Genomic DNA, 22,458 nt, shown 5'->3' with positions numbered 1-22,458 from the left:
TCTAACTAGAGTCCGAAAACCTAGCAAAGCAAACACCAGCAAAAAGATTCGCTGTTGTTCAATGTCCAATCTCCCATGACCGGGGGGTACATGAAAGGTTGGAACCAATAATAATTATTGGCACTGACATTCATCGACACACTATTGAGTTCTCAAAGAACACACGCACACACTTCTACCCACAACTTCTCGGAGGGGTTTCGGTGAGGCAAGGGTTCAAACTTAGCTCAGACAACCGGTCGGAAGCAAATCCGATCCGAGTTCCTCTGAACACATGATCAGTCAGGCGCTCAACGTCCTACCTCGTGTCTCAACCAGTGGCTGAGTCGGTGTCCGTGTCGCTCTGACTCGAATAAAGTTACGTGCCGACAAACACGAAGTCAAATCGGCTGGTCAAGGGCGCTTTCCATGCAGGAGGTCGGTAGTGAACCAGTTCGGCGCTGCCGCGGTGAAGCGGTGGCGGTCCCACTGTCCCGCGCCTGCGGGGATTGTGCCGACTATCGGAGTCTCGGTGACTCGTGGAAGGTCGTCCCGATTGCACTGAGAAGCGAGGTCGGGATCGGTCGGCCAGGAGCCGATGACCAAGCCTGCGCAGGGAACACCAGCCGCGGCGAGCATGCGAGTGGTGAGCTCGCTGTGGTTGAGGGTGCCGAGGCCGGCCGCGGCGACAACCACCACCGGGGCACCGATCTTCTGGGCGAGGTCGAGCAGGGTGAACTCCCCCATGCGCACCAGCAGTCCACCCGCACCTTCGACCAGCACCAAGTCGGCGTCGGCGAGCGAATCGACGGCGGCGACGGTTTCGCTCAGCGTCAGTAGGGGCATGGCCGCGCGGCGCGCGGCGGTGTCGGGGGCGAGCGGGTCCGGGTAGCGGGCGAGCTCGAGGGTCCGGGTCACCCCGGTCAGGCGGGTGACCTCGGCGAGGTCGCCGGGCTCGCCGGGAGCGATGCCGGTCTGGGCGGGCTTGCAGACCGCGACGGTGCGGCCCTCGGCCTGTGCGGCGGCGGCCAGTGCCGCCGTGACGACGGTTTTACCGACGTCGGTCGAGGTGCCGCTGATCAGCAGGACAGTCATGCCGTCACCGATTCCTTGCCGCGGGCCGAAGCGAGTACATCGCCGAGTACCTCTGCGATGGTCTCGAGTTCGGCGGAAGTGAGGTCGGCACGGGCGGTGAGACGCAGCCGTGAGGTGCCTTCGGGAACGGAGGGCGGGCGGAAACAGCCGACGTCGAGTCCGCGGGCACGGCAGGCCTGCGCGGCATCGAACGCGACCTGGGCCTCGCCGAGAACCACCGAGACCACCGCGGAATCGGGGTCGGGCACTCCGGCGATCCGGGCGATGTCGGCGGCGCGGTCGAGGACGCGGGCGGCCATCGCCGGATCGCGTCGCAGCAGCGCCAGCGCGGCGCGGGCCGCGCCGACCGCGGCGGGCGCGAGGCCGGTGTCGAAGATGAAGGTGCGGGCGGCGTCGATGAGGTGGGCGCGGATCCTGGCATCGGCCAGGACTGCCCCGCCCTGGGCGGCGAATGCCTTCGACAGGGTCGCGGTGACGACGAGGTCCGGCTCGCCTGCCAGGCCCAGCTCGTACACGAGCCCGCGTCCGCCCGTGCCGCGCACCCCGAGGCCGTGTGCCTCGTCGACGATCAGGATGGCGCCGTTCGCCCGGGTGACGCGATGGAGGTCGGCCAGTGGTGCGAGGTCGCCGTCGGCGCTGAAGACCGAATCGGTGAGGACCAGCGCGCGCTCCTCGGTGCGGTCGGCGAGCAGTCGTTCGACCGCGGCGACATCGCGGTGCGGCGCGATCGCGACCCTGGCGCGGGAGAGCCTGCACGCGTCGACCAGCGAGGCGTGCGAGCCCGCGTCGGAGACCACGAGGGTGCCGCGGCCGGCCAGTGCGGTGACCACACCCAAGTTGGCGGCGTAGCCGGTGGCGAAGACCAATCCTGTTTCGGCGCCGACGAATTCGGCCAGTTCGGCCTCGAGGAGCGCGTGCTCGGTGGTCGTTCCGGTGACCAGTCGCGAACCCGTGGCCCCCGCCCCCCACCGGCGCACAGCCGCGATCGCACCCTCGACGACTTCGGGGTGCCGGTGCAGGCCCAGGTAGTCGTTGGAGGCGAGGTCGATCGCGGGCGACTCAGCGGCACGCTCGCGCAAGTGCCTGCGTAGCCCGGCGTCGACCCGCTCGGCCGCGCGCTCGTCCAACCAGCTCAACGGATCCTTACTCACAGTTGAGCAGCATACTTGAACACCGTTCAGGACGGTTGCCCGCGCACACATCGAAGCGCTGCCGTCACCGCGGCCGGCATGACGCCGACATCTCTCGACCAGTCGGTCGGGCGAGCGGCACCGTGTCGGCCCCGGTGTCGATCAGCCGCGAAGCTCACGCGACCGAGGCCTTCACCGCCGCGCGCACGGCCTCGGTGATGGTGGCGATATCGGCCGTGCTGCTGATGAACGGGGGCATCGTGTAGACGAGGTTGCGGAACGGGCGAAGCCAGGCGCCCGCGTCGACGGCGGCATCGGTCGCGGCGCGCATATCGACGGGTTCATCGAGTTCGACGACGCCGATCGCACCGAGAACGCGGACCTCGGCGACGCCGGGCAGGTCGGCGAGCGGCGCCAGGCCCGCCCGTAGTTCGGACTCGATCCTGGCCACCTCGCCCTGCCAGTCTCGCGAGCGCAGCAACTCGATCGAGGCGACCGCAACAGCGCAGGCCAGCGGATTGCCCATGAAGGTCGGCCCGTGCATCAGCCCGCCGTGCGCCGCGCTGATCGTCTCCGCGATCCGCTCTGTACACAGCGCCGCGGCGAGGGTGAGATAACCCCCGGTCAGCGCCTTACCGACGCACATCACGTCCGGGGTGACGCCCGCGTGGTCGGCGGCGAACAGTGCACCGGTGCGGCCGAATCCGGTGGCGATCTCGTCGAAGACGAGCAGCACGTCGTTGTCGTCGCAGATCCGGCGTAGTTCGGTGAGGTAGCGCGGGTCGTGCCAGCGCATGCCGCCCGCGCCCTGCACGACGGGTTCGATGATGACCGCCGCCAGCTCGTCGCGATGGGTGTCGATCGCGCGTTCGAGTACGGCGACGTAGTCGGGTTCGAAGTCGCGCGGCGGCGCGGGGACGAAGACCTGCTCGGTGAGGACGTCGGTCCACAGTGCGTGCATACCGCCGTCGGGGTCGCAGACGCTCATCGGCGTGAAGGTGTCGCCGTGGTATCCCCCACGCCAGGTGAGCAGCCGGTTCTTCGCCGGGCGCCCGACGCTGCGCCAGTACTGCAGGCACATTTTCGTCGCGACCTCGACCGAGACCGAGCCGGAATCACAGAGGAAGACCTTGTCCAAGCCGGCGGGGGTGAGTTCGACCAGCAATTGGGCCAGGCGGGTGGCCGGTTCATGGGTGAGGCCGCCGAACATGACGTGACTCATCCGCTGCGATTGCGCGAGCAGGGCCGCGTCGAGCACGGGGTGGCAGTAGCCGTGGACGGCCGCCCACCACGAGCTCATCCCGTCGACGAGTTCGCGCCCGTCGGCGAGGGTGAGTCGCGTGCCCGCCGCACCGGCCACGACCAGCGGCTCGGTGGTCGCGGGGAATCCGCCATAGGGATGCCAGACGTGTTCGGCATCGAGGGCGGTGATCTGCTCGGGGCTCAGGTCCACAGGTTTCCTCGTCGTCGCCCGGTGCTGCCGAGACGACAGCCTTGAACGCCGTTCAAGTTATCACTTGCCGCCGTCGGCGGACCGGGTGTCGCCGGGATTCGCGAGCGCGGCGGGCAGCCGAGCCAGCGCGTCCCGGACCACGGCGAGCGATTCCGCGCCGAGTTCGGCGGCGATCGACTCCTCTATCCGCTGGATGTGCTGCCCGGCCAGCGTCACCACCGCCCGCCCCGCCGCGGTGGTGACGACCAGCCGCGCGCGCCCGTCCGCGGGATCGGGTACGCGCTCCACGTATCCGCACTTCTCCAAGTGCGTGACCAACTCCCCCATCGACTGCTGGGTCATTCCGGCGGCCTCGGCCAGCGCGGTCACCCGGGATCCGTCCGGCGCCAGGTACCGGAACACCGCGTAGTGCGCGGGGCGCAGGTCGGTACCGAGCCCCGCGCGCAGCATCGGGTTCAGCGTGCGCTCGTAGGCATCGGCCGCCTGGACCAGCAGTTTCAACAATGAGGACCGCTCAGCCATTGACATAATAGGAAGGTTACCTTTATATCTGGATGATGGCTGACATCGGTTCCGTCCTCACCTTCCGCAACGGGCATCGGGTCACGCTCGTCGACCGCGGCGCCGACGCGCAGGGTGCCTATCTGCGCCTCGAACACGTGCTGCCACAGATCGGTCGGCAGGCGGGCCCGCACTGGCATCCCGAGATCGGTGAAACCTGGACCATCCGTACCGGTCGGGTGCGGTTCCGGGTCGACGGAGTGGAAATCGTCGCGGGGCCGGGCGATACGGTGACCGCTCCCCCGCGAGCCGTGCACGAGTTCTGGAACGAAGCCGGCGACACCGTGATGGACCATGTGATCCGCCCGCCGCTGCAACACTGGGAGATGTTCGAGTTCTGGAGCGGCCTCGACAACGCGAACAAGACGACAGCGAGCAAACTCCCCCGCAATCTGCTCGCCCTCGGGCTGCTGTGGGAGTACCAGGACGGCTATCTCGCCGGTCCGCCCGCGCTGCTGCAGCGGTTGATCTTCGGCGGATTGGCCGGGCTCGCGCGGCGCACCGGCTACGCCCGGCGGTTGCTCGCCACCACATCCGCCTGAGCGGCGTCGGCGAGCGCCCAGTCACATCGTGCGCGGTGGGGCCATGGGTTCCATTACTGTCGTAGCATGTCGAGCCCGAACGACCGACCCGAGGTGTGGCCGGGCACCGCGTATCCGCTCGGCGCTACCTACGACGGCGGGGGCACGAACTTCTCGGTGTTCTCCGAAGTCGCCACGAAGGTCGAGCTCTGCCTGATCGCCAAGGACGGCTCCGAGACCCGCGTCGACCTCGACGAAGTCGACGGTTATGTCTGGCATGCCTACCTCCCCTCCGTCACGCCTGGTCAGCGCTACGGCTATCGCATCCACGGCCCGTACGATCCGGAGCTCGGATCGCGCTGCGATCCCAGCAAACTGCTGCTCGACCCGTACGGGAAGGCGTTCGACGGCGAGTTCGTCAACGACCCCTCGCTCTACACCTACGGACTGGATTCGCTGGGCCACACGATGACCGGGGTGGTGATCAACCCGTTCTTCGACTGGGGTCCCGACCGGCCGCCGAACCGGCCCTATCACGAGACGGTGATCTACGAGGCGCACGTCAAGGGCCTGACGATGACGCACCCGGAGATCCCGGAGGATCTGCGCGGCACCTATGCGGGCCTGGCGCATCCGGCGATCATCGGACATCTGAAATCGTTGGGCGTCACCGCGATCGAGCTGATGCCGGTGCACCAGTTCTTCCACGATCACGTGCTCACCGATCAGGGATTGCGCAACTACTGGGGCTACAACAGCATCGGGTATCTCGCGCCGCACAACCAGTATTCGGCCCGGCCGCGTGGCGACGGCGCGGTCGCGGAGTTCAAGGCGATGGTGCGCGCGATGCATGTCGAGGGCATCGAGGTGATCCTCGACGTCGTCTACAACCACACCGGCGAGGGCAACCACAACGGACCGATTCTGAGCCTGCGCGGCATCGACAACGCCGCCTACTACCGGCTCGACGACACTGAACCCGAGTACTACAAGGACTACACCGGCACCGGCAACAGCCTCAATGTCCGGCATCCGCACACGCTGCAACTGATCATGGATTCGCTGCGGTACTGGATTCTGGACATGCACGTCGACGGCTTCCGCTTCGACCTCGCCGCGACTCTGGCACGCGAATTGCACGATGTGGACCGGCTTTCCGCGTTCTTCGACCTGGTGCACCAGGATCCGGTGGTGAGTCAGGTCAAGCTCATCGCCGAACCGTGGGACGTCGGCGAAGGCGGCTACCAGGTCGGCAACTTCCCCAGTCGGTGGACCGAGTGGAACGGCAAATACCGTGACACGGTGCGTGATTACTGGCGTGGGGAGCCTGCGACGTTGGGCGAGTTCGCGTCCCGGCTCACCGGGTCGTCGGATCTGTACGAATCGACGGGGCGACGGCCGGGGGCCAGCATCAACTTCGTCACCGCGCACGACGGTTTCACGCTGCGAGATCTGGTGTCCTACAACGAGAAACGCAATGACGCCAACGGCGAGGGCAATCGTGACGGCGAAAGCCACAATCGATCGTGGAACTGTGGCGTCGAAGGTGAGACCGACGATCCGCGGGTCCTCGCGCTGCGTGCTCGTCAGCAGCGCAATCTGCTGGCGACGCTGATCCTGAGTCAGGGCACGCCGATGCTGGCCCACGGCGACGAGATCGGACGCACCCAGCTCGGCAACAACAATGTGTACTGCCAGGATTCGCCGCTGGCGTGGATGGACTGGTCGCTGGCGCAGACCAATGCCGATCTGCTCGAGTTCACCCGGGCCGTGATCGCCTTGCGCACCGAGCATCCGATCTTCCGGCGGCGCCGTTTCCTGGCCGCCGGGCCGAGCGACGACCAGGGTCACCGGCGCGAGATCGCCTGGTTCGCGCCCGCGGGCACCGAGATGACCAATGACGACTGGGACAGCGGCTTCGGGAAGTCACTGGCTGTGCTGCTCGACGGCGACGGCATCGCCGAACCGGGTCCGCGGGGTGAGCGCATCACCGACGACTCGTTCCTGCTGTGCTTCAATGCGCACGACGAAGCGATCGATTTCGTACTGCCCGGACCGGAGTTCGGCGCGCACTGGTCGCTCGCCCTGGATTGTTCGACCCCGACCGGCGCGGCCGACGCGGTGTACGCCGCCGCGGCGACGCTGCCGGTCGCCAGCCGCTGCCTGCTCGTATTGCGCCGAACCGCCTAGCCGCCGAGCGAGACGATGACCGAGACCTATGTGACCGACCCAGTGACCATGCTGCATCGCGCGCCCGTCCGGGCCGGCACAGTGCGCAGCACCTACCGGTTGCAGTTGCGCCCCGACGCACTCACCTTCGCCGATGCCCGCGCCATCGCCGAATACCTGCAGCAGCTGGGCATCTCGCACCTCTATCTGTCGCCGATCCTGACCGCGACGCACGGGTCGACACACGGTTACGACGTCACCGACCCCACCACGGTCTCCGCCGCGCTCGGCGGGCCGACGGGGCTCAAAGCACTCTCCGACGAAGTGCGAAGTCGGGGCATGGGATTGATCGTCGACATGGTGCCCAACCATGTGGGTGTCGCCGATCCGCGGCAGAATCCGTGGTGGTGGGACGTGCTGCGCAACGGCCGGAAGTCGCAGTACGCCAAGTATTTCGACATCGACTGGAGCTCGGGCAACGGCGCGGGCGGACGGCTGGCGCTGCCGGTCCTGCAGAACGAGAACGACCCGGCCGCGCTGACCGTGGACCGGTCGGGGGCCGAACCGATGCTGGCACTACACGATCTGCGATTCCCGATCGCGGCGGGTACCGACGGTGACAACGCGCTGCGCATCCACGACCGCCAGCACTACCGGCTGGTGAGCTGGAAGGCCGGGGTGTGCACGTATCGGCGGTTCTTCGCGGTGAGCAGTCTGGCCGCGATCCGGCAGGAAGACCCGGAGGTGTTCGAGGCGACGCACCGGGAGCTGGCGGCCTGGTGCGAACACGATCTGATCGACGGTGTCCGGATCGACCATCCGGACGGATTGTCGTATCCGAGTGCGTATCTCACCCGGTTGCGCAGGCTGATCGGGCCGCAGCGGTTGCTGCTCATCGAGAAGATCCTCGCCAATCGCGAGCCGCTCGACGCGACACTGCCGGTCGACGGAACCACCGGCTACGACGCGCTGGCCGATCTTGGCGGGGTGCTGATCGATCCGGCGGGTGAGACGACGCTGACCGAGCTGTCCCAGCACGTCGCGGGGCACGGTAGCGACCGGGCGTGGTTCGGTGAGACCGAGCATCGGATCAAGCGGGCCGTCGCCGAAACCATTCTGGCGCCGGAGATCCGGCGCTTGGTCGCCGCGATCAAGCGCGACGGCAATGCGGGCAGTTTCGACACCCTCGCGGTGAGCAACGCGACCATCGAGGTGCTGGCTTTCATGCCGGTGTACCGGGTGGACTACGCGCCGCTGGCCGGGATGACCGCCGCTGTCGTGGCGGAGGTGGAGAAGCGCAATGCCGAACTGACGGCGCCGCTTTCGGTCCTGGTGACCGCGCTGACGATGGGCGGTGAAGCGGCGCGGAGGTTCTCGCAGGTGTGTGGGGCGATCACCGCCAAGTCGGTCGAGGACACCATGTTCTATCAGGGCGCACGGCTGGTGTCGCTCCAGGAGGTGGGCGGGAATCCGGCGCGCTTCGGCCACTCCGTCAACGACTTCCACCTGTCCAACAGCGAACGCGCGCAGCGCTGGCCCGCGACCATGACGACGATCTCGACCCACGACACCAAGCGTGGTGAGGATGTGCGCGCGCGGATCGGGGTGCTGTCGCAGGTCGCCGATGTCTGGTCGCAGCGCGTTCGCGGCTGGCTGGAGACCACCCCGGCGCCCGACGGGGCGACGGCACTGTTCTTGTTGCAGAACATGTTCGGTGTGTGGCCCGCCGACGGACGGCCCGCTTCGTCGGTGCCCGGCCTGCGCGATCGGCTGCACCTTTTCGCGGAGAAGTCGATTCGCGAGGCCGGGACCAAGACCTCGTGGGAAGAGCCGGACGCGGAGTTCGAATCGGCCGTGCACGGTTGGCTCGACGCGGTGATCGACGGGCCGGTCGGTACCGGCATCGGCGACCTGGCGCATGAGCTCGCACCGCACGCGTGGTCGGACGCGGTGTCGCAGAAGCTCTTGCAGCTGGGCGCGCCGGGGATTCCCGATATCTATCAGGGTACCGAGTTGTGGGAGGACTCCCTCGTAGACCCCGACAACCGGCGGCCGGTCAACTTCGCCACCCGGGTGGGGATGCTCCAATCACTCACCGACACACCGACTCTGGATACCACCGGCGCGGCGAAGATGTGGGTGGTCGCGTATGCGCTGTGGTTGCGCCGGGAGCGGCCGGAGTGCTTCGTCGGCGGGATGTACCGGCCGCTCTATGCCATCGGGGAGCACGCGAATCGGTTCATCGCCTATGGGCGGGGGCCCGCGGGAGAGGCGCCGGAGGTGATCGTGGCGGCGACCCGGCATTCGGTCGGGCTCGGCACAACGGGCTGGCTCGATACCACTTTGCCGCTGCCGCAGGGTAATTGGACCGATCGTCTCACCGGCAACACCTTCGCGGGTAGTGCGCGGCTGGACAAACTGTTCGCCCGACTGCCTGTCGCGCTGCTGGTGCGCTGAACAACGCAAGCGAGGGACCGACGCTGCGTGCGTCGGTCCCTCGTGGCCGGCTCAGTGGCTTCGGCGCAGGCCGAGGTACTGCAGGGCGGCGAAACCGCCGACGGTCACCGACTGCATCACCGCCCACACCGCGCCCACCGTGGTGAGACCGAGTACGCCGGTCGACAGCGCGGCAAGGCTGGCCACGACCCAGGCGGTGTTGCCCACCGCCACCACCGACGCCGCGGCACGGTTGACGGGCGACGATCGGCCGACGACCGCGACGGCGAGGCCGTAGGCGGTGAGGAAGGCGCCGATCGCGAGGCCGACACCGGCCTCGAGGCCGAGTAGCCGTTCCAGCGGTTGCGCCAGCGCCAGGTAGGCGAGGCCGTTGGCGGTGGTGACGACGGCGTCGAGGCGCAACGACAGCCGCAGCAGGTTCTCGCCGGAGGCGAGCAGTGCGGACAGACGGGACGGGGCGGTGGTGGTCATGGCTGTGCTCCTTGGCTGCGAAAGGGTTAGGCGAGTGCGCCTATCAGGTGGTGGTGGGGACCTGGTCGAGGAAGCCGTACACGCTGTCGATGCGGCCGTCGGCGAGGACGGCGACGTCGAAGCCGATCACGACGGCGGGGGCGTCGGCCGGGCCGAGGCCCCAGGTGAAGCGGACCTGGTCGTGATGGGCGTCGACGGGGCCGGCCAGGGTGAAGGTCCAGTCGGGGAACTGGGACTGCACGCCCGCGATAGCGGCCTCGAGTTCGGCGTGGCCGGTGACCGCGACCAGCGGGTCGACGTAGCGGGCGTCCGGGGTGAAGAGACGGGCGACCGCGGAGCGGCGGGCGGCGGGCTCGCGGGTGTTCCAGGCTTCCAGGTACTGCGCGACGACGGTGTTCATATCGACCTCCGAAATGGGCTTTGAGCTGGTATTTCGCGGGTTGTTCCTGCGATGACACCAACGTTATGGCGCGAGGGGGGTCGGTCGAATCAGTCGCCTATAGGTACTTTCTCCGTCGCGATACCGGTACGGCGATACGGTGGTGCCCATGCTGCACGGACGCGACACCGAACAGGCCAGGATCGATGACCTGCTCAGTGGGGCGCGCATGGGCCGGAGCGGGGCCTTGGTCCTGCGCGGTGAAGCCGGGATCGGTAAGACCGCGCTGCTGGATTACGCAGCGGCGCAAGGTATTCCGACCGTGCGCAGTGCGGGCATCGAGTCCGAGGCCGAATTGCCCTTCGCGGCACTACATCTGCTGGTCCGGCCCGGTATGGAGTTGGTACGCCAACTGCCGTCGCGCCAGCGTGACGCACTGGAAGCAGCGTTCGGGCTGGGCGACGGCGCTCCCGCCGATCGGATGCTGATCGGGCTGGCGGTGCTGACACTGCTCGCCGAGGAGGCGGCGCAGGGGCCGCTGCTGTGCTTGATCGACGACGCGCACTGGCTGGACCGGGCCACCGCGGAGGCGCTGCTGTTCGCGGCACGCAGGCTCGACGCCGAGGGGGTGGTGATGCTGTTCGCGACTCGCTCGGGGCCGCAGGATTTTCCCGCTCCCGGGCTGACGGAACTCGCACTGTCGGGGTTGCGTCCCGACGCGGCAGCGGCACTGCTCGATGCCGGTACCACCCCGTTGACTCCGGCCGTGCGGTATCGGCTGCTCGCCGAGTCGGACGGCAATCCGCTTGCGCTGCTGGAACTTCCGTCCGCGGTCGGCGAAGACACCGTCGACGAGACGAATCCGCTGCCGTTGACACAGCGGTTGCAGCTGGCCTTCCACGGGCGGGTCACCCGACTGCCCGCCGCGACCAGAACCGTGCTCCTGGTCGCCGCGGCGGCAGGTGCGGCGGACCTCGCTCCGGTGCTGCGTGCCGCGTCCGCGCTCGGCGCGTCACTACAAGATCTGCAACCCGCGCAGGACGCGGGCATGGTCGCCACCGACGGGAAAACGCTCACGTGGCGCCATCCACTGTTGCGGTCCGCGGTGTACCAGGGCTCGGCGCTCACCGACCGCCTCGCCGCCCATCGTGCGCTCGCCGACGCGCTGGTCGACGACGACGACGCCGCCGACCTGCGCGCGTGGCACCTCGCCTGCGCGGCAACAGGTCCCGACGAGCACACCGCGACCGCGCTGGAACGAACAGCCGATCGCGCCCGGCGCCGCCACGGCTTCCACGGCGCGATGGCCGCCTACGATCGCGCGGCGGCGTTGAGTACCGACGCCGGGGCGCGAGTGCGCAGGCTCGTCCTCGCCGCCGAGACCGCGACCGAAGCCGGCCTCACCGACCGAGCGGAACGACTGGCCGAGCGGGCCGAGTCCCTCTCCCACAGAACCGAATTCGATTCCGGTAAGCCCGAGTTCGAGCTGCGCCTGGACTTGGTGCGCGCGCAGGCCGAATTCGCCGGTGGTAAACCGGGTTCCGCGCATCGGCGGCTGATGTCGGCGGCCGTCGCGGCGCGCGAGACCGATCCACGTGGCGCTGCCCGCATTCTGACCAAGGCCGTCCACACCGCGTGGTACCTCGGACCCGATGAGCTCGACGAGGTCGCGGCCGTCCTCGCCACGCTGCGGCTGGTGGAGGACGATCCCGCGACGCCGATCGTGCGGTATCTGTCCGGGTCGGTGGCGGGACAGCGGGTCGCTGACCTGCGCGACGCGGCGGCCGCGGCGAGGGCGAGCGGGGCGGACAGTCCGGCCGATCTCGTGCAGCTGTGTGGCAGCGGCCTGGTCGTCGGCCAAGACGAGCAGGTCGAGGAGCTGGCCGGTGAGTTGATCAGGGAATGCCGGGAGCAGGGGCGGATCGGGTTGCTGGCGCCGCTGTTGTTCTTCCGATCCGAGGGGTTGTCGTTCGGTGGGCGGCCCAGGGAGGGCCGGATCGCGGCCGAGGAGGGGTTGCGGATCGCACGCGACATCGGGCAGGCGCAGTGGGTCAGCCAGATCCACGCGTTTCTGGCGTATCTCGCCGCACTGCACGGTGATTCGACATCCTGTCGCGACCACGCCGATCGCGCGGTGGCCGAGGAATTCGGTGGGCCGGGCGCGGTCGGTGCGTCGTGGGCGCACGCGGCCATGGCGCTGCTCGCACTCGGGGAAGGCCGACTGGAGCAGGCGCGGACAGAGCTCGCCCATATGACGATCGAGCCGGCTCGCCACCACGTCATCGGGCTGCGCACCCTCCCGGATCAGATCGAAGTGGCGGTTCGCCTCGGCGCGACCGACCGTGCGACCGAAGCACTGGATCGGCTCACCCACTGGTCACAGCGGGCCGGACAGGAGTGGATCGCGGCGCTGGCCGCCCGCGGACGTGCGCTGCTGGCCGACGGATCAGCCGCCGAGCAGCACTTCGTGGCCGCGCTCGCCGCGAACCGCCCGTTCGACGAAGCCCGTACCCGGCTGCTCTACGGCGAGTGGCTGCGCCGCGACAAACGCAAGGTCGACGCGCGGGCTCAACTGGAGCAGGCCATGAACCTGTTCGATCGGCTCGACGCGACGCCGTGGAGCGAACGCGCCCGCACCGAACTGGGTGCGCTCGGCATCGGCACCGGCGCCCGAGCCGGCGGCGGCCCGCTCAGCCTGCTCACCCCACAGGAATCACAGATCGTGCGATTGGCGGCGCAGGGCTTGTCCAACCGGGAGATCGCGGCGCGGCTGTTCCTGAGCCACCGCACCGTCGGCCATCACCTGTACAAGGCATATCCGAAGCTGGGCGTGCTCTCGCGCGGCGAGTTGAGCGGGCTCGACCTGACGGAGTGAATCCGCCACGGAGCCGAGTCGAATCAGTGGCGCGAGACGGTACGGGCGGCGCCCACGGTCCAGCGGAGAGCGGCGACTGCTGCCGCGGCCAGCACCGCTACCTGCGGCGACCCGACGATCAGCAGCAACAGCGCACCGACCACGAGCGCGGCGACGAGCGCCTCGAGCTTGTAGACCGGCCAAGCGCTACCCGCGATGTCGACGGTCGCGGATGCTGCCGATGAGGTGAGCACTGCCATGCAGACCAGGATAGGCGCACATCGAAGTTCGGGCCACCGAACTTTCCCGGGTCACCCTGTCGGGAACATCACACAGCGTCGATTCGTTGTGCAGGTCATGCCACTGACAGGAGAGTACGCACCGAGCACTTCGGACTGGGCACGCGAACAGGCCGAGACCTACGAGAATTCCGGCGGCGCCGAGGGGACTTCGCTGCAAGGCAAGCCCGTCATCCTGCTCACCACCACAGGCGCCAAGTCCGGCAAGCTGCGCAAGACACCGCTGATGCGGGTCGAGCACGACGGCGAGTACGCCGTCGTCGCGTCGCTGGGCGGGGCGCCGAAGAACCCCGTCTGGTACTACAACGTCAAGGCCGATCCGCACGTCGAACTGCGCGACGGCACCACCACCAAGGACTACACCGCTCGCGAGGTCTCCGGCGACGAGCGAGCGCGGTGGTGGGAACGCGCGGTGGCCGTGTGGCCCGACTACGACGAGTACACGAAGAAGACCGATCGCGTGATCCCGGTCTTCGTCCTCACCCCGCGCTGAACCCGCAGGTCCGGGCACACCCGCCGTGGCTGCCACGGCGGGTGGTTCCGCTCACCGAGCGCGCGAGCCGCCTCGGTAGCATTGTCCGGGTGTCCCCCATCGCTGACGTCGCCGAAGTGTCCGTAATCCGTCCGCCGCTCACCGCGGACGAGATCGACGCCGCCGCCAAGCGAATTTCCGACATCATCGAGCCGACTCCGCTGCAGTACAGCGCGCGGTTATCGGCGAGCACCGGTGCGCAGGTCTACCTCAAGCGCGAAGACCTGACCGCGGTCCGTTCCTACAAGCTGCGCGGCGCCTACAACCTGATGGTGCAGCTCACCGCCGCCGAGCGCGCGGCCGGTGTGGTGGCCGCCAGCGCGGGCAACCACGCGCAGGGCGTGGCCTTCGCCTGTCAGGCGATGAGTGTGCGCGGGCGCATCTATGTGCCGACCACCACCCCCAAGCAGAAGCGTGACCGCATCCGTGTGCACGGCGGCGAGTTCGTCGAGCTGATCGCCGTCGGCGAGACCTACGACGCCGCGGCCGCCGCGGCCGCCGACGATGTCGCCCGCACCGGCGCCACCATGGTGCCGCCGTTCGACGACCCGCGCACCGCCGCGGGCCAGGGCACCATCGCCGCGGAGTTCCTCGAGCAGCTCGGCACCGCGCCCGACCTGGTGATCGTCCCGGTCGGTGGCGGTGGCTGCCTCGCCGGCATCGGCACCTACCTGCGCGAACGAGCACCGCAGACCGGTCTGCTGGGCGTCGAACCCGCGGGCGCGGCCTCGCTCACCGCCGCGCTCGTCGCCGGTGCTCCGGTGACACTGCCCGAGATCGACCCGTTCGTCGACGGTGCCGCCGTGCGCCGCATCGGCGACCTGCCCTACCGGGCGGCGGCCTCGTTCGGCGGGCGGATGGTCTCGCACGCCTCGCTGCCGCTGCTCACCACACCCGAAACCCAGACCGGCGCAGCATCTTTCCGGGTGATGATGGTCGACGAGGGTGCCATCTGCACGGCGATGCTCGACCTCTACCAGAGCGAAGGCATCATCGCCGAGCCCGCGGGCGCACTGGCCACCGCGGCACTGACCGAGATCGACATCGTGCCGGGTAGCACGGTCGTGGTGCTGGTCTCGGGCGGCAACAACGATGTCTCGCGCTACGGCGAGATCATCGAACGCTCACTGGTGCACCGCGGCCTCAAGCACTACTTCCTGGTCGACTTCCCGCAGGAACCCGGTGCACTGCGCCGCTTCCTCGACGATGTCCTCGGCCCCGACGACGACATCACCATGTTCGAGTACGTCAAGCGCAACAACCGCGATACCGGGGCCGCGCTGGTCGGCATCGAACTCGGCGCCACCGACGACCTGGCCTCGCTGATGCACCGCATCGAGGAGTCCCCGATCCAGGCCGAACGCCTGGAACCGGGCTCCCCTGCCTACCGCTACCTCACGTAGCGCCGATGCCGCGCGGCGGTTACGCCGCCGCGCGGTCCTCGCGGGATCCGGGTACCCGGCTCGCGCGCACGCTCGACAGGACCAGCGGCAGCAGCCAGCCCATGGCGACCTGGTCGTACGGCAGCAGTACCTGGTCGAGGCGGTTGTGGACGTAGGCCACCGACAGGCCTGACTGCGGGTCGACCCAGCCGAACGAACCGCCCAGACCGATGTGGCCGAAGCCGTGCCGTGCGCCGGGGACGGGCAGGGAGTGGTAGCCCAGGTGCCACATCATCGGGAGGTAGAACAGCGCGTGGTCGAGCCGGTAGGTCTGGACCCGGCGGATCGCGGCGTGCGTGCTCGGCCGCAGGTACGGTGCGCCGTCGACGGTGAAGCCGTCGGCCAGCGCGGCGTACATCTTCGCCAGCCCGTCGGCGGTGGCCACACCGTTGCCCGCGGGCATCTCGGTGTTCAGGATCGTCGGGTCGTCGCCGTCGAGGATGCCGTCGAGGCCGGGCACGAACAGGCAGCGAGCGGCCGCACCGAGCGGTCCGGGCAGCCGGAATCCGACCTTCGCGAGAAAGCCCGCGGCGATCGGGTGCGCGGCGAAGCTCATGTGCGCGCCCACCAGCCGGGCGTATTCGGTCGAGGAGTCCACGGCGGGGCGCCCGAGGTGGATGCCATCGATACCGAGCGGATCGGTGACCTCGCTGCGGATCAGCTCACTCATGCTTCGGCCGGTCACACCCCTGGCCAGGCCCGCGAGCAGCCAGCCGTAGGTCAGGGCGTGATAGGTCGGGGTGCCGCGCATGCGGTCGGGAGTGGCCAGCGCGAGGCGGTCCTCCATGAGTTCGTGATCGAGGGCTTCCGCGGCGGTGTTCGCGACCGCGGACAGCGACGACAGCCCGGCGCGGTGGGTGAGCACGTCGGCGACGGTGATCGAACCCTTACCGTGCGCGGCGAAGCGCGGCCAGTACTCGGCGACCGGCGCCTGGTAATCGATCAGTCCGCGATCGGCGAGCCGGTGGATCACGGTGGCGGTGACGCCCTTGGTCGCGGAGAACACGATCGCACCGGTATCCGCGTTCCACGGCCGGTCACCCCCGCTACCGGTCCAGAAATGGGCGAGCGGCTCACCGTGCCGATAGATGGCGATGGCACCGCCCGCGTCGCGGCGATGGCCGATCAAGGCGGCGAATGCGCGCACCAGCGGGCCGAATCCGGCCGGGGCGTAGCCCCCGACACCGGCCGGGAGGGCAGCGCTTTCCTGCCCGTAAGCGTCGTTGCTCATCATCTGACTATACGGCGTTATGCCCATTCGGCAATGCCGCGTTTCGGACTGTGGCCGACCTGTGCCCCGGCGTCATCACTCGGTGACCACCGTGCCCGCGCCGTCGCCTTCCTCCAGCACCGCGAAACTGTGGCCCGAAATGAGTGTTCCCGCACCGCTTTCGGTGGCGGGCGACCAGGCCAGCAGGACCCGGCCGTGCACCGGGATCACCACTTCGTCCTCGGCGAGGTTGCACACCACCGAGATTCGGCCACGCCGCAGGATGAACCAGCGCTGCGCCTCGTCGTAGTCGGCCCAAACTCGTTCCAGCCATGGGTCGGTGAATTCCGGCCTCGACTTGCGCAGGGCGAGCAGGCCGCGATAGCAGGCGAGCAACCGGGCGTGCGGTTCGCGTCCGACCTCGGTCCAGTCGAGCTTGGAGCGGGTGAAGGTGGCCGGATCCTGCGGGTCGGGCACCTCCTCGGTGGACCAGCCGTGCTCGGCGAATTCGGCGCGTCGCCCGGTGGCGGTGGCCGCGGCGACGACCGGGTCGGTATGGGAGGTGAAGAACTGGAACGGGGTGCGCGCGCCCCACTCCTCCCCCATGAACAACATCGGGGTGCTCGCCGAGAGCAGCACCAGCGCCGCCTTCACCGCGAGCTGGCCGGGGGTGAGGTAGTCGCTGGGGCGATCACCGATCGCGCGATTGCCGATTTGATCGTGGTTGCAGGTGTAGCCCAGTAGGGCGCTGCCGGGGACGAGATCGCGCGGGATGGGAGCACCGTGCGTGCGGCCACGGAAGCTGGAATACGTCGCGGCGTGGAAGAACCCGTGCGTGAGCGTCTGCATGAGGCAGGCCAGTGAGCCGAAATCGGCGTAGTAGCCCTGCCTTTCGCCGGAGACAGCCGTGTGGACGGCGTGGTGCAGGTCGTCGTTCCACTGGCCGGTGAGCCCGTAGCCGCCTGCCGCGCGCGGGGTGATCAGGCGGGGATCGTTGAGGTCGCTCTCGGCGATCAAGCTGAGCGGGCGGCCCAGATGTGCCGCCAGCGCGGTCGTTTCGACGGTGAGCTCGTCGAGCAGGTGGGTGGCGGTGCGGTCGACCAGCGCGTGGACGGCATCGATGCGCAGTGCGTCGATGTGGAATTCGCGCAGCCAGCGCAGGGCATTGTCGATGATGTAGGCGCGGACCGCGTCCGAGCCCGGACCGTCGAGGTTGAGGCCGCGCCCCCAGGTGTTGCGGCCGGTGGTGAGGTAGGGGCCGAAGCGTGGCAGGTAGTTGCCGCAGGGGCCGAGGTGGTTGTAGACCACGTCGAGGCAGATGGCGAGGCCGCGGGCGTGGCAGGCGTCGACGAAGCGTTGCAGGCCGTCGGGGCCGCCGTAGCTTTCCTGCACCGCGTACCAGAGGACGCCGTCGTAGCCCCAGTTGTGGGTGCCGTCGAAGGCATTGACCGGCATGAGTTCGACGGTGGTGACGCCGAGCGTGACGAGATGGTCGAGATGGGTGATCGCCGCGTCGAAGGTGCCGTCGGGGGTGAACGTGCCGATGTGGAGTTCGTAGAACACCGAGCCTGCCAGGGCTCTGCCGGTCCAGTTCCGGTCGGTCCAGGCCGTCTGGTCGAGGTCATGGACCGCGGAGGTTTCGTGCACGCCGTCGGGTTGGCGGGGCGAGCGCGGGTCGGGCAGCACCGTCGGATCGTCATCGACCAGGAACCCGTATCGGGCACCCTGACCTGCGTCGACGCGCACCGACCAGTTGCCGCCACCGTTTCTTCGCATCGGGTGCTCGACCCCGTCCAGTTGCAGCCGCACCGCTCCCGCCTCCGGTGCCCACACCCGAAACTGCCTCATCGGCCCAGCATCGCATGCCCCGCGCCGGCGTGCTCGATCAACGAATCACCGCGTGTGTGCGGTGACCCCGACCGGTCCGGAGCCGATGCACAGCGACTGCCGCTCGTCGAGGGACCTGATCCGCAGGGTGTCGCCACCCCCGAGCAGCCGGATGTACACGGTGTTCAAGCCCGCGCGCGCGTCGGCGATCGTTTCGGTCTCGCCTTCGAAGGACAGGGCGATCCGGCCGTCACGTTCGGCGTTGTAGTTCACCTGGGCGGTCCAGTCGCGGATCTGCATGGGGCCGTCGAGCGGGAGGTTGGCTCCGGCGGTGCCGCGCACGCGGTGGCCGCAGCGGGGTTCGGGGCCCGCGACGATAGCCCGGTTCCACCAGACCTGTGCGTCGACGACGGCGCCTTCGTCGGTGATCATGCGCAGGCGTGGGGTCGAGAGGGCGAAGGTGGTGGGTGTCGCGATCGGGGCGAAGACACGGTCGGTCATGTTCTCGGGGAATGCCAACGGGTTCAACACATTCCACGGAACCTCTTGTGGCAGCAGCGGTGCGTCGGCGACGCCGGGGAGGGCGGCTCGCACGCCGGTGACGTAGGTGCGGGCCGGACTCGGTTCCCATGATCTGGTGAAAGTGATCGTCGAGTACACACTGCTCGCCAGGAACAGGACGATCGCCGCGATACCCGCCAGCTGCCGCACTGGGCCGTCGCGCCCGGCCTCGATCCGAGCCGACCCACCGGCGGTGCGCGCATGTGTCTGGGGGTCGACCGACAGAACCTGTTGTTCGTTCGATCCGGTGACCGAACTCGGCCCGTGCCGACCGGGCGCCAGAGCGATCAGTGCCAGTGCGACGGTGGCGATCACGGCGAAGTCGGCGAAGTAGCGCATGGACTGGAGCAGCAGACCTGCGGTGCTCGGGCCGTCGCGCAGGAGGACGACGGGCGCGATGGTCAGCACCGCGTATCCGGCAGCGCACGCCCAGACCGCGACGACCCGGCGGCGGGCGCACATTGTCCACGCCACGAACAGGATCAGCACCAGCCAGCTCAGCGCGACCAGCACGCTCGGTGGATCGGCCCACGGGGTGGCGGGTTGCCAGCGCTCCCAGCGCCACGGACCGCCGAACAGGGCGGGTACCAGCCCGTCCGACAGCGCCCGGCTCCAGAGGGATCCGGGATGTTCGGGCGCTGAGAGTCCGCGCGGGCGCTCGATGACGAGCAGGAAGCACGCCGCCCACGCCAGCAACACGGCGCCTGCCGCCGTCCACAGCGCGGCGCCACGGCGAGCGGCCTCGCGCACCGACGCGCCTGATACGTGGGCAGCGAGCACCGCGACCGCGAAAGCCACCGGCAGCACGACCACCGATTTCTCGAAGAACAGCAACGCCACCGCGAACACCACCGCCCCCGACACCGCGTACCCGCGCCGCCCGGTCCGCACCAGTCGCACAGCATCCGCGCTCACCCAGGCCAGGGCGATCTGCAACGGCAGCGCGTTCACCGCCGCCGACCACCAGGCGAAGGCGGGCACCGTCAACGGCACGAACAGGTAGAACGCCAACGGCCCAAGCATCCGCGCCCGAACTCCGACCAGCACGACGATCAGGCGCAACACCGCCAGCGACGCCAGCAGCTGCAACGCCAGCAGCGCGAGGACCGCCGCCGTCCAATTCAGCGGTGCCACTTCGGTGACCAGCCAGGTCAGCACGAACGCCAGCGGCATCACGTGCCCGTCGTGACTGGTGAACAGCAATTCCGTCGACAACACCGACTGACTGCTCACCCGCCCGATCAGCAGGAAATCGTCCCAGTAGAAGAACCCGGCACCGGCCACCCAGCCGCGCAGCACCAGCTGCGCCACGATCAGGCAGGCCGCGACGAGCAGCACCGCGGGCCCGGACAACGCGAGCCGTCCCGGCCGAGACGACATCTCGGCGGGCGATGGCGAGTCGAGCAGCGGCACGGACGTCACGTCTCTCGACGCTAGTTCGTAGTTCGCGAGGCGGCCATCACGACCCACCACAGCGGACCTGCGCTCGCACAGTGCATATTTTGTACTGATCTGTTCAAAATGTGCTACGGTCATCGACATGGCCCGACCCAAGGAATTCGACGAGCACCGTGCGGTGGACGCCGCGATGCGGGCGTTCTGGTCCGCGGGCTACGAGGCGACCTCCACCCAGGATCTCTGCGCCGCGACAGGTTTGGGCCGCAGCAGCATCTACAACACCTTCACCAGCAAACGCGAGCTGTTCGACCGCGCACTGCGGCACTACATGACCACGAAGAACGCGCCCATCTTCGAAATCCTCGACAGCGACGCACCGGCTCGGGAGCGGATCGGCGCCGTGCTGCGCCGGATCGCCGACGCACCCGACACCGAACCGGCGGGCTGCCTCGTCGTCAACTCGATCGTCGAACTCGCGCCGCACGACGCCGCCGTCAAGGCCGACCTGCGCGCCGACGAGGAGCGCCGCCTCGACGCGCTCACCGCAACCATCGAAAGCGGCCAGCGCGCAGGCGAATTCGCCCTCGATCGCGAGGCACGCGCCATCGCCCAGTTCCTGACCGCCACGATCAGCGGCATGCGGGTCGCGGCGCGCGGTGGTGCGGACCGCGCCACCCTCACGGCGATCGCCGATACCGCGATGCGCTGCCTCTGAGATCACCGAACCTGAACCGTCTTCTAGTCATGTCCTCATTTTGGACTGATTGATTCAAAATAGTTCGTAGGAAAGGTTTGTCATGCCGACCGCTATCTACATCCTCGGCCTGTCCATCTTCGCCCAGGGCACCTCCGAGCTGATGCTCGCCGGTCTCCTCCCGGAAATGGCCGCCGACCTCGGCGTGTCCATTCCCAGTGCCGGACTGCTCATCTCGGCCTTCGCGCTGGGCATGCTGGTCGGCGCGCCACTGCTGGCCGTGGTGACGCTGCGCTGGCCACGCCGCGACGCACTGCTCGCCTTCCTCGCGATCTTCGTCGCGACCCATGTCGTCGGCGCGCTGAGCGGCGACTACTGGCTGATCCTCGGGACGAGAGTGGTGAGCGCCTTCGTCTACGCCGGGTTCTGGGCGCTGGCGGCGACGACGGCGGTGAGCCTGGTGGCGCCGCGGTTGCGCGGGCGGGCGATGAGCATCGTCGCGGGCGGACTCACCATCGCCACGATCGTCGGGGTGCCCGCGGGCACCGTGATCGGCCAGCATCTGGGCTGGCGCGCGGCCTTCTGGGCGGTCGCCGGACTGTCCGCGCTGACCATGATCGGAGTGCTCGCGAAGATTCCCGGCGGGCGGCCGAGCACGGTCACCGCGCTGCGCGGCGAATTGCGCGTGATGGCGAACCCGCGCCTGTGGGTGTCCTACGGCGCCACCGCGCTGTCGACGGGTTCGGCGTTCGTCACCTTCGCCTATCTCGGCGCGATGCTGGCCGACACCACCGGTATCTCGGAGGCGTGGGTCCCGGCGGTGCTGGGACTGTACGGTCTCGGCGGGCTGATCGGCATCACCATCGGTGGCCGCTTCGCCGACGCGCACCCGTTCGGCACCCTGTACGTGGGAGCCACCGGGATGACGGTGGCCGCGGCCGCGATCGCCGTCACCGCGCACTCCCCCGCCGCGATGATCGTGCTCGTCGTGCTGCTCGGCGCTTTCGGGTTCGCCACGAACCCCGCGTTGAACACCCGCGTCTTCGCACTCGCCGACGGCGCGCCGACGCTGGCCGCGGCGACCAACTACTCGGCGTTCAACGTGGGAATCACGGTCGGCCCGTGGCTCGGTGGCCTGGCCATCGGTGCCGGGCTCGGCTTCGCCTCGGTCGGCTGGATCGGCGCCGCGCTCGGACTGGCCATGCTCGCCACCGTGGGCCTGTCGCACCGACTGGAGCGTGAACCCGTCACGGCCGCTGTGTCTTCCGAGCCTCGCGTACTCGAGTTCATCCCCCAGTAGACCTGTAGACAGGGGAAACACCCCCCCCGCGGGGGGGGGGTTTGGGGGTTTGGGGGGTGGTGAGCCCCCGCCACCCCCGCCCGTGGGGTTTAAACAAAATAAGCCGGCGCCGGCTAGAGGGGGGTT

General features: G+C 68.8%; 18 protein-coding genes. 8 read left to right on the top strand and 10 right to left on the bottom strand.

All coding sequences use genetic code 11. The features are described from left to right. Positions 1-393: 393 nt before the first annotated feature. The 4 genes from bioD to ACFWPX_RS32860 form a co-directional block, all read right to left on the bottom strand. Positions 394-1,074, bottom strand: coding sequence for a dethiobiotin synthase (bioD, locus tag ACFWPX_RS32875; RefSeq protein WP_378931980.1), 681 nt, complete (start codon positions 1,072-1,074; stop codon positions 394-396). After that, positions 1,071-2,225, bottom strand: a complete 1,155-nt coding sequence (locus tag ACFWPX_RS32870) for an 8-amino-7-oxononanoate synthase (RefSeq protein ID WP_378931978.1) — start codon at positions 2,223-2,225, stop codon at positions 1,071-1,073. Before ACFWPX_RS32870 ends, bioD begins: the two co-directional genes overlap by 4 nt. 154 nt (positions 2,226-2,379) lie before the next feature. Next, complete coding sequence (locus tag ACFWPX_RS32865) at positions 2,380-3,657, bottom strand: adenosylmethionine--8-amino-7-oxononanoate transaminase (protein WP_378931976.1); 1,278 nt, start codon at positions 3,655-3,657, stop codon at positions 2,380-2,382. Positions 3,658-3,717: 60 nt separating this feature from the next. Further along, complete coding sequence (locus ACFWPX_RS32860) at positions 3,718-4,179, bottom strand: MarR family winged helix-turn-helix transcriptional regulator (protein WP_378931973.1); 462 nt, start codon at positions 4,177-4,179, stop codon at positions 3,718-3,720. A 35-nt stretch (positions 4,180-4,214) separates the two neighbouring features. Between ACFWPX_RS32860 and ACFWPX_RS32855 the strand changes: the two genes are divergently transcribed. The 3 genes from ACFWPX_RS32855 (at position 4,215) to treY (ending at position 9,365) form a co-directional block, all read left to right on the top strand. Continuing rightward, entirely contained in the window at positions 4,215-4,760 is a 546-nt protein-coding gene (locus ACFWPX_RS32855) for a cupin domain-containing protein (RefSeq protein ID WP_378931971.1), read from the top strand. Positions 4,761-4,826: 66 nt separating this feature from the next. Next, positions 4,827-6,929 carry a glycogen debranching protein GlgX gene (gene glgX / locus ACFWPX_RS32850; protein WP_378931969.1) on the top strand — a complete coding sequence of 701 codons (2,103 nt, stop codon included), beginning with the start codon at positions 4,827-4,829 and terminating at the stop codon, positions 6,927-6,929. Between the two features lie 48 nt (positions 6,930-6,977). After that, on the top strand, positions 6,978-9,365 hold the full coding sequence (gene treY / locus ACFWPX_RS32845) for a malto-oligosyltrehalose synthase (RefSeq protein ID WP_378931988.1): 2,388 nt from the start codon (positions 6,978-6,980) through the stop codon (positions 9,363-9,365). Between the two features lie 51 nt (positions 9,366-9,416). Here treY and ACFWPX_RS32840 read toward each other — a convergent pair whose 3' ends face one another. Together ACFWPX_RS32840 and ACFWPX_RS32835 are read right to left on the bottom strand one after the other, a co-directional pair. Next, positions 9,417-9,836 carry a hypothetical protein gene (locus ACFWPX_RS32840; protein ID WP_378931967.1) on the bottom strand — a complete coding sequence of 140 codons (420 nt, stop codon included), beginning with the start codon at positions 9,834-9,836 and terminating at the stop codon, positions 9,417-9,419. Positions 9,837-9,879: 43 nt separating this feature from the next. Further along, entirely contained in the window at positions 9,880-10,236 is a 357-nt protein-coding gene (locus ACFWPX_RS32835; RefSeq protein ID WP_378922801.1) for a nuclear transport factor 2 family protein, read from the bottom strand. A gap of 148 nt (positions 10,237-10,384) precedes the next feature. Between ACFWPX_RS32835 and ACFWPX_RS32830 the strand changes: the two genes are divergently transcribed. Next, positions 10,385-13,090 (top strand): AAA family ATPase, encoded by a 2,706-nt coding sequence (locus ACFWPX_RS32830; RefSeq protein ID WP_378931964.1) that lies wholly within the window; start codon positions 10,385-10,387, stop codon positions 13,088-13,090. A 23-nt stretch (positions 13,091-13,113) separates the two neighbouring features. On the opposite strand, the gene ACFWPX_RS32825 is transcribed toward ACFWPX_RS32830, so the two are convergent. After that, entirely contained in the window at positions 13,114-13,329 is a 216-nt protein-coding gene (locus tag ACFWPX_RS32825) for a hypothetical protein (protein WP_378931962.1), read from the bottom strand. Between the two features lie 97 nt (positions 13,330-13,426). Here ACFWPX_RS32825 and ACFWPX_RS32820 point away from each other — a divergent pair, with 97 nt between their 5' ends. Beyond that, positions 13,427-13,861 carry a nitroreductase family deazaflavin-dependent oxidoreductase gene (locus ACFWPX_RS32820; protein ID WP_378922807.1) on the top strand — a complete coding sequence of 145 codons (435 nt, stop codon included), beginning with the start codon at positions 13,427-13,429 and terminating at the stop codon, positions 13,859-13,861. 89 nt (positions 13,862-13,950) lie between these two features. Continuing rightward, on the top strand, positions 13,951-15,303 hold the full coding sequence (gene ilvA, locus ACFWPX_RS32815) for a threonine ammonia-lyase IlvA (RefSeq protein ID WP_378931960.1): 1,353 nt from the start codon (positions 13,951-13,953) through the stop codon (positions 15,301-15,303). Between the two features lie 19 nt (positions 15,304-15,322). On the opposite strand, the gene ACFWPX_RS32810 is transcribed toward ilvA, so the two are convergent. The 3 genes from ACFWPX_RS32810 to ACFWPX_RS32800 all read right to left on the bottom strand — a co-directional run bounded on the left by ACFWPX_RS32810 (position 15,323) and on the right by ACFWPX_RS32800 (position 20,362). Continuing rightward, positions 15,323-16,573 carry a serine hydrolase domain-containing protein gene (locus tag ACFWPX_RS32810; protein ID WP_378931958.1) on the bottom strand — a complete coding sequence of 417 codons (1,251 nt, stop codon included), beginning with the start codon at positions 16,571-16,573 and terminating at the stop codon, positions 15,323-15,325. Between the two features lie 75 nt (positions 16,574-16,648). Next, positions 16,649-18,400 (bottom strand): malto-oligosyltrehalose trehalohydrolase, encoded by a 1,752-nt coding sequence (treZ, locus tag ACFWPX_RS32805; protein WP_378931955.1) that lies wholly within the window; start codon positions 18,398-18,400, stop codon positions 16,649-16,651. A 45-nt stretch (positions 18,401-18,445) separates the two neighbouring features. Further along, positions 18,446-20,362, bottom strand: a complete 1,917-nt coding sequence (locus tag ACFWPX_RS32800; RefSeq protein WP_378931953.1) for a hypothetical protein — start codon at positions 20,360-20,362, stop codon at positions 18,446-18,448. Positions 20,363-20,480: 118 nt separating this feature from the next. On the opposite strand from ACFWPX_RS32800, the gene ACFWPX_RS32795 reads away from it, so the two are divergent. Both ACFWPX_RS32795 and ACFWPX_RS32790 read left to right on the top strand, forming a co-directional pair. Then, the gene (locus ACFWPX_RS32795) at positions 20,481-21,053 is read left to right on the top strand and encodes a TetR/AcrR family transcriptional regulator (protein ID WP_378922816.1); all 573 of its coding nucleotides are present in this window, start codon (positions 20,481-20,483) and stop codon (positions 21,051-21,053) included. A gap of 82 nt (positions 21,054-21,135) precedes the next feature. After that, positions 21,136-22,332: a Cmx/CmrA family chloramphenicol efflux MFS transporter gene (locus ACFWPX_RS32790; RefSeq protein ID WP_378931951.1), complete on the top strand. Its 1,197-nt coding sequence runs from the start codon at positions 21,136-21,138 to the stop codon at positions 22,330-22,332. The last annotated feature ends 126 nt before the right edge of the window (positions 22,333-22,458 follow it).

Source organism: Nocardia sp. NPDC058518, from assembly GCF_042719655.1.
GTDB lineage: Bacteria > Actinomycetota > Actinomycetes > Mycobacteriales > Mycobacteriaceae > Nocardia.
Note: the sequence above shows the minus strand (reverse complement) of the source record. Positions and strands in the feature narration are given on the sequence as shown.

What these genes read in the sequence shown, in the direction of transcription:
- ACFWPX_RS32810 (WP_378931958.1), bottom strand. Translation starts at nt 16,573, where the DNA reads ATGAGCAACGACGCTTACGGGCAGGAAAGCGCTGCCCTCCCGGCCGGT.
- treY (WP_378931988.1), top strand. Translation starts at nt 6,978, where the DNA reads ATGCTGCATCGCGCGCCCGTCCGGGCCGGCACAGTGCGCAGCACCTAC.
- ACFWPX_RS32790 (WP_378931951.1), top strand. Translation starts at nt 21,136, where the DNA reads ATGCCGACCGCTATCTACATCCTCGGCCTGTCCATCTTCGCCCAGGGC.
- bioD (WP_378931980.1), bottom strand. Translation starts at nt 1,074, where the DNA reads ATGACTGTCCTGCTGATCAGCGGCACCTCGACCGACGTCGGTAAAACC.
- ACFWPX_RS32855 (WP_378931971.1), top strand. Translation starts at nt 4,215, where the DNA reads ATGGCTGACATCGGTTCCGTCCTCACCTTCCGCAACGGGCATCGGGTC.
- ACFWPX_RS32835 (WP_378922801.1), bottom strand. Translation starts at nt 10,236, where the DNA reads ATGAACACCGTCGTCGCGCAGTACCTGGAAGCCTGGAACACCCGCGAG.
- ACFWPX_RS32795 (WP_378922816.1), top strand. Translation starts at nt 20,481, where the DNA reads ATGGCCCGACCCAAGGAATTCGACGAGCACCGTGCGGTGGACGCCGCG.
- ACFWPX_RS32860 (WP_378931973.1), bottom strand. Translation starts at nt 4,179, where the DNA reads ATGGCTGAGCGGTCCTCATTGTTGAAACTGCTGGTCCAGGCGGCCGAT.
- ACFWPX_RS32840 (WP_378931967.1), bottom strand. Translation starts at nt 9,836, where the DNA reads ATGACCACCACCGCCCCGTCCCGTCTGTCCGCACTGCTCGCCTCCGGC.
- ACFWPX_RS32820 (WP_378922807.1), top strand. Translation starts at nt 13,427, where the DNA reads ATGCCACTGACAGGAGAGTACGCACCGAGCACTTCGGACTGGGCACGC.
- glgX (WP_378931969.1), top strand. Translation starts at nt 4,827, where the DNA reads ATGTCGAGCCCGAACGACCGACCCGAGGTGTGGCCGGGCACCGCGTAT.
- ACFWPX_RS32825 (WP_378931962.1), bottom strand. Translation starts at nt 13,329, where the DNA reads ATGGCAGTGCTCACCTCATCGGCAGCATCCGCGACCGTCGACATCGCG.
- ACFWPX_RS32830 (WP_378931964.1), top strand. Translation starts at nt 10,385, where the DNA reads ATGCTGCACGGACGCGACACCGAACAGGCCAGGATCGATGACCTGCTC.
- treZ (WP_378931955.1), bottom strand. Translation starts at nt 18,400, where the DNA reads ATGAGGCAGTTTCGGGTGTGGGCACCGGAGGCGGGAGCGGTGCGGCTG.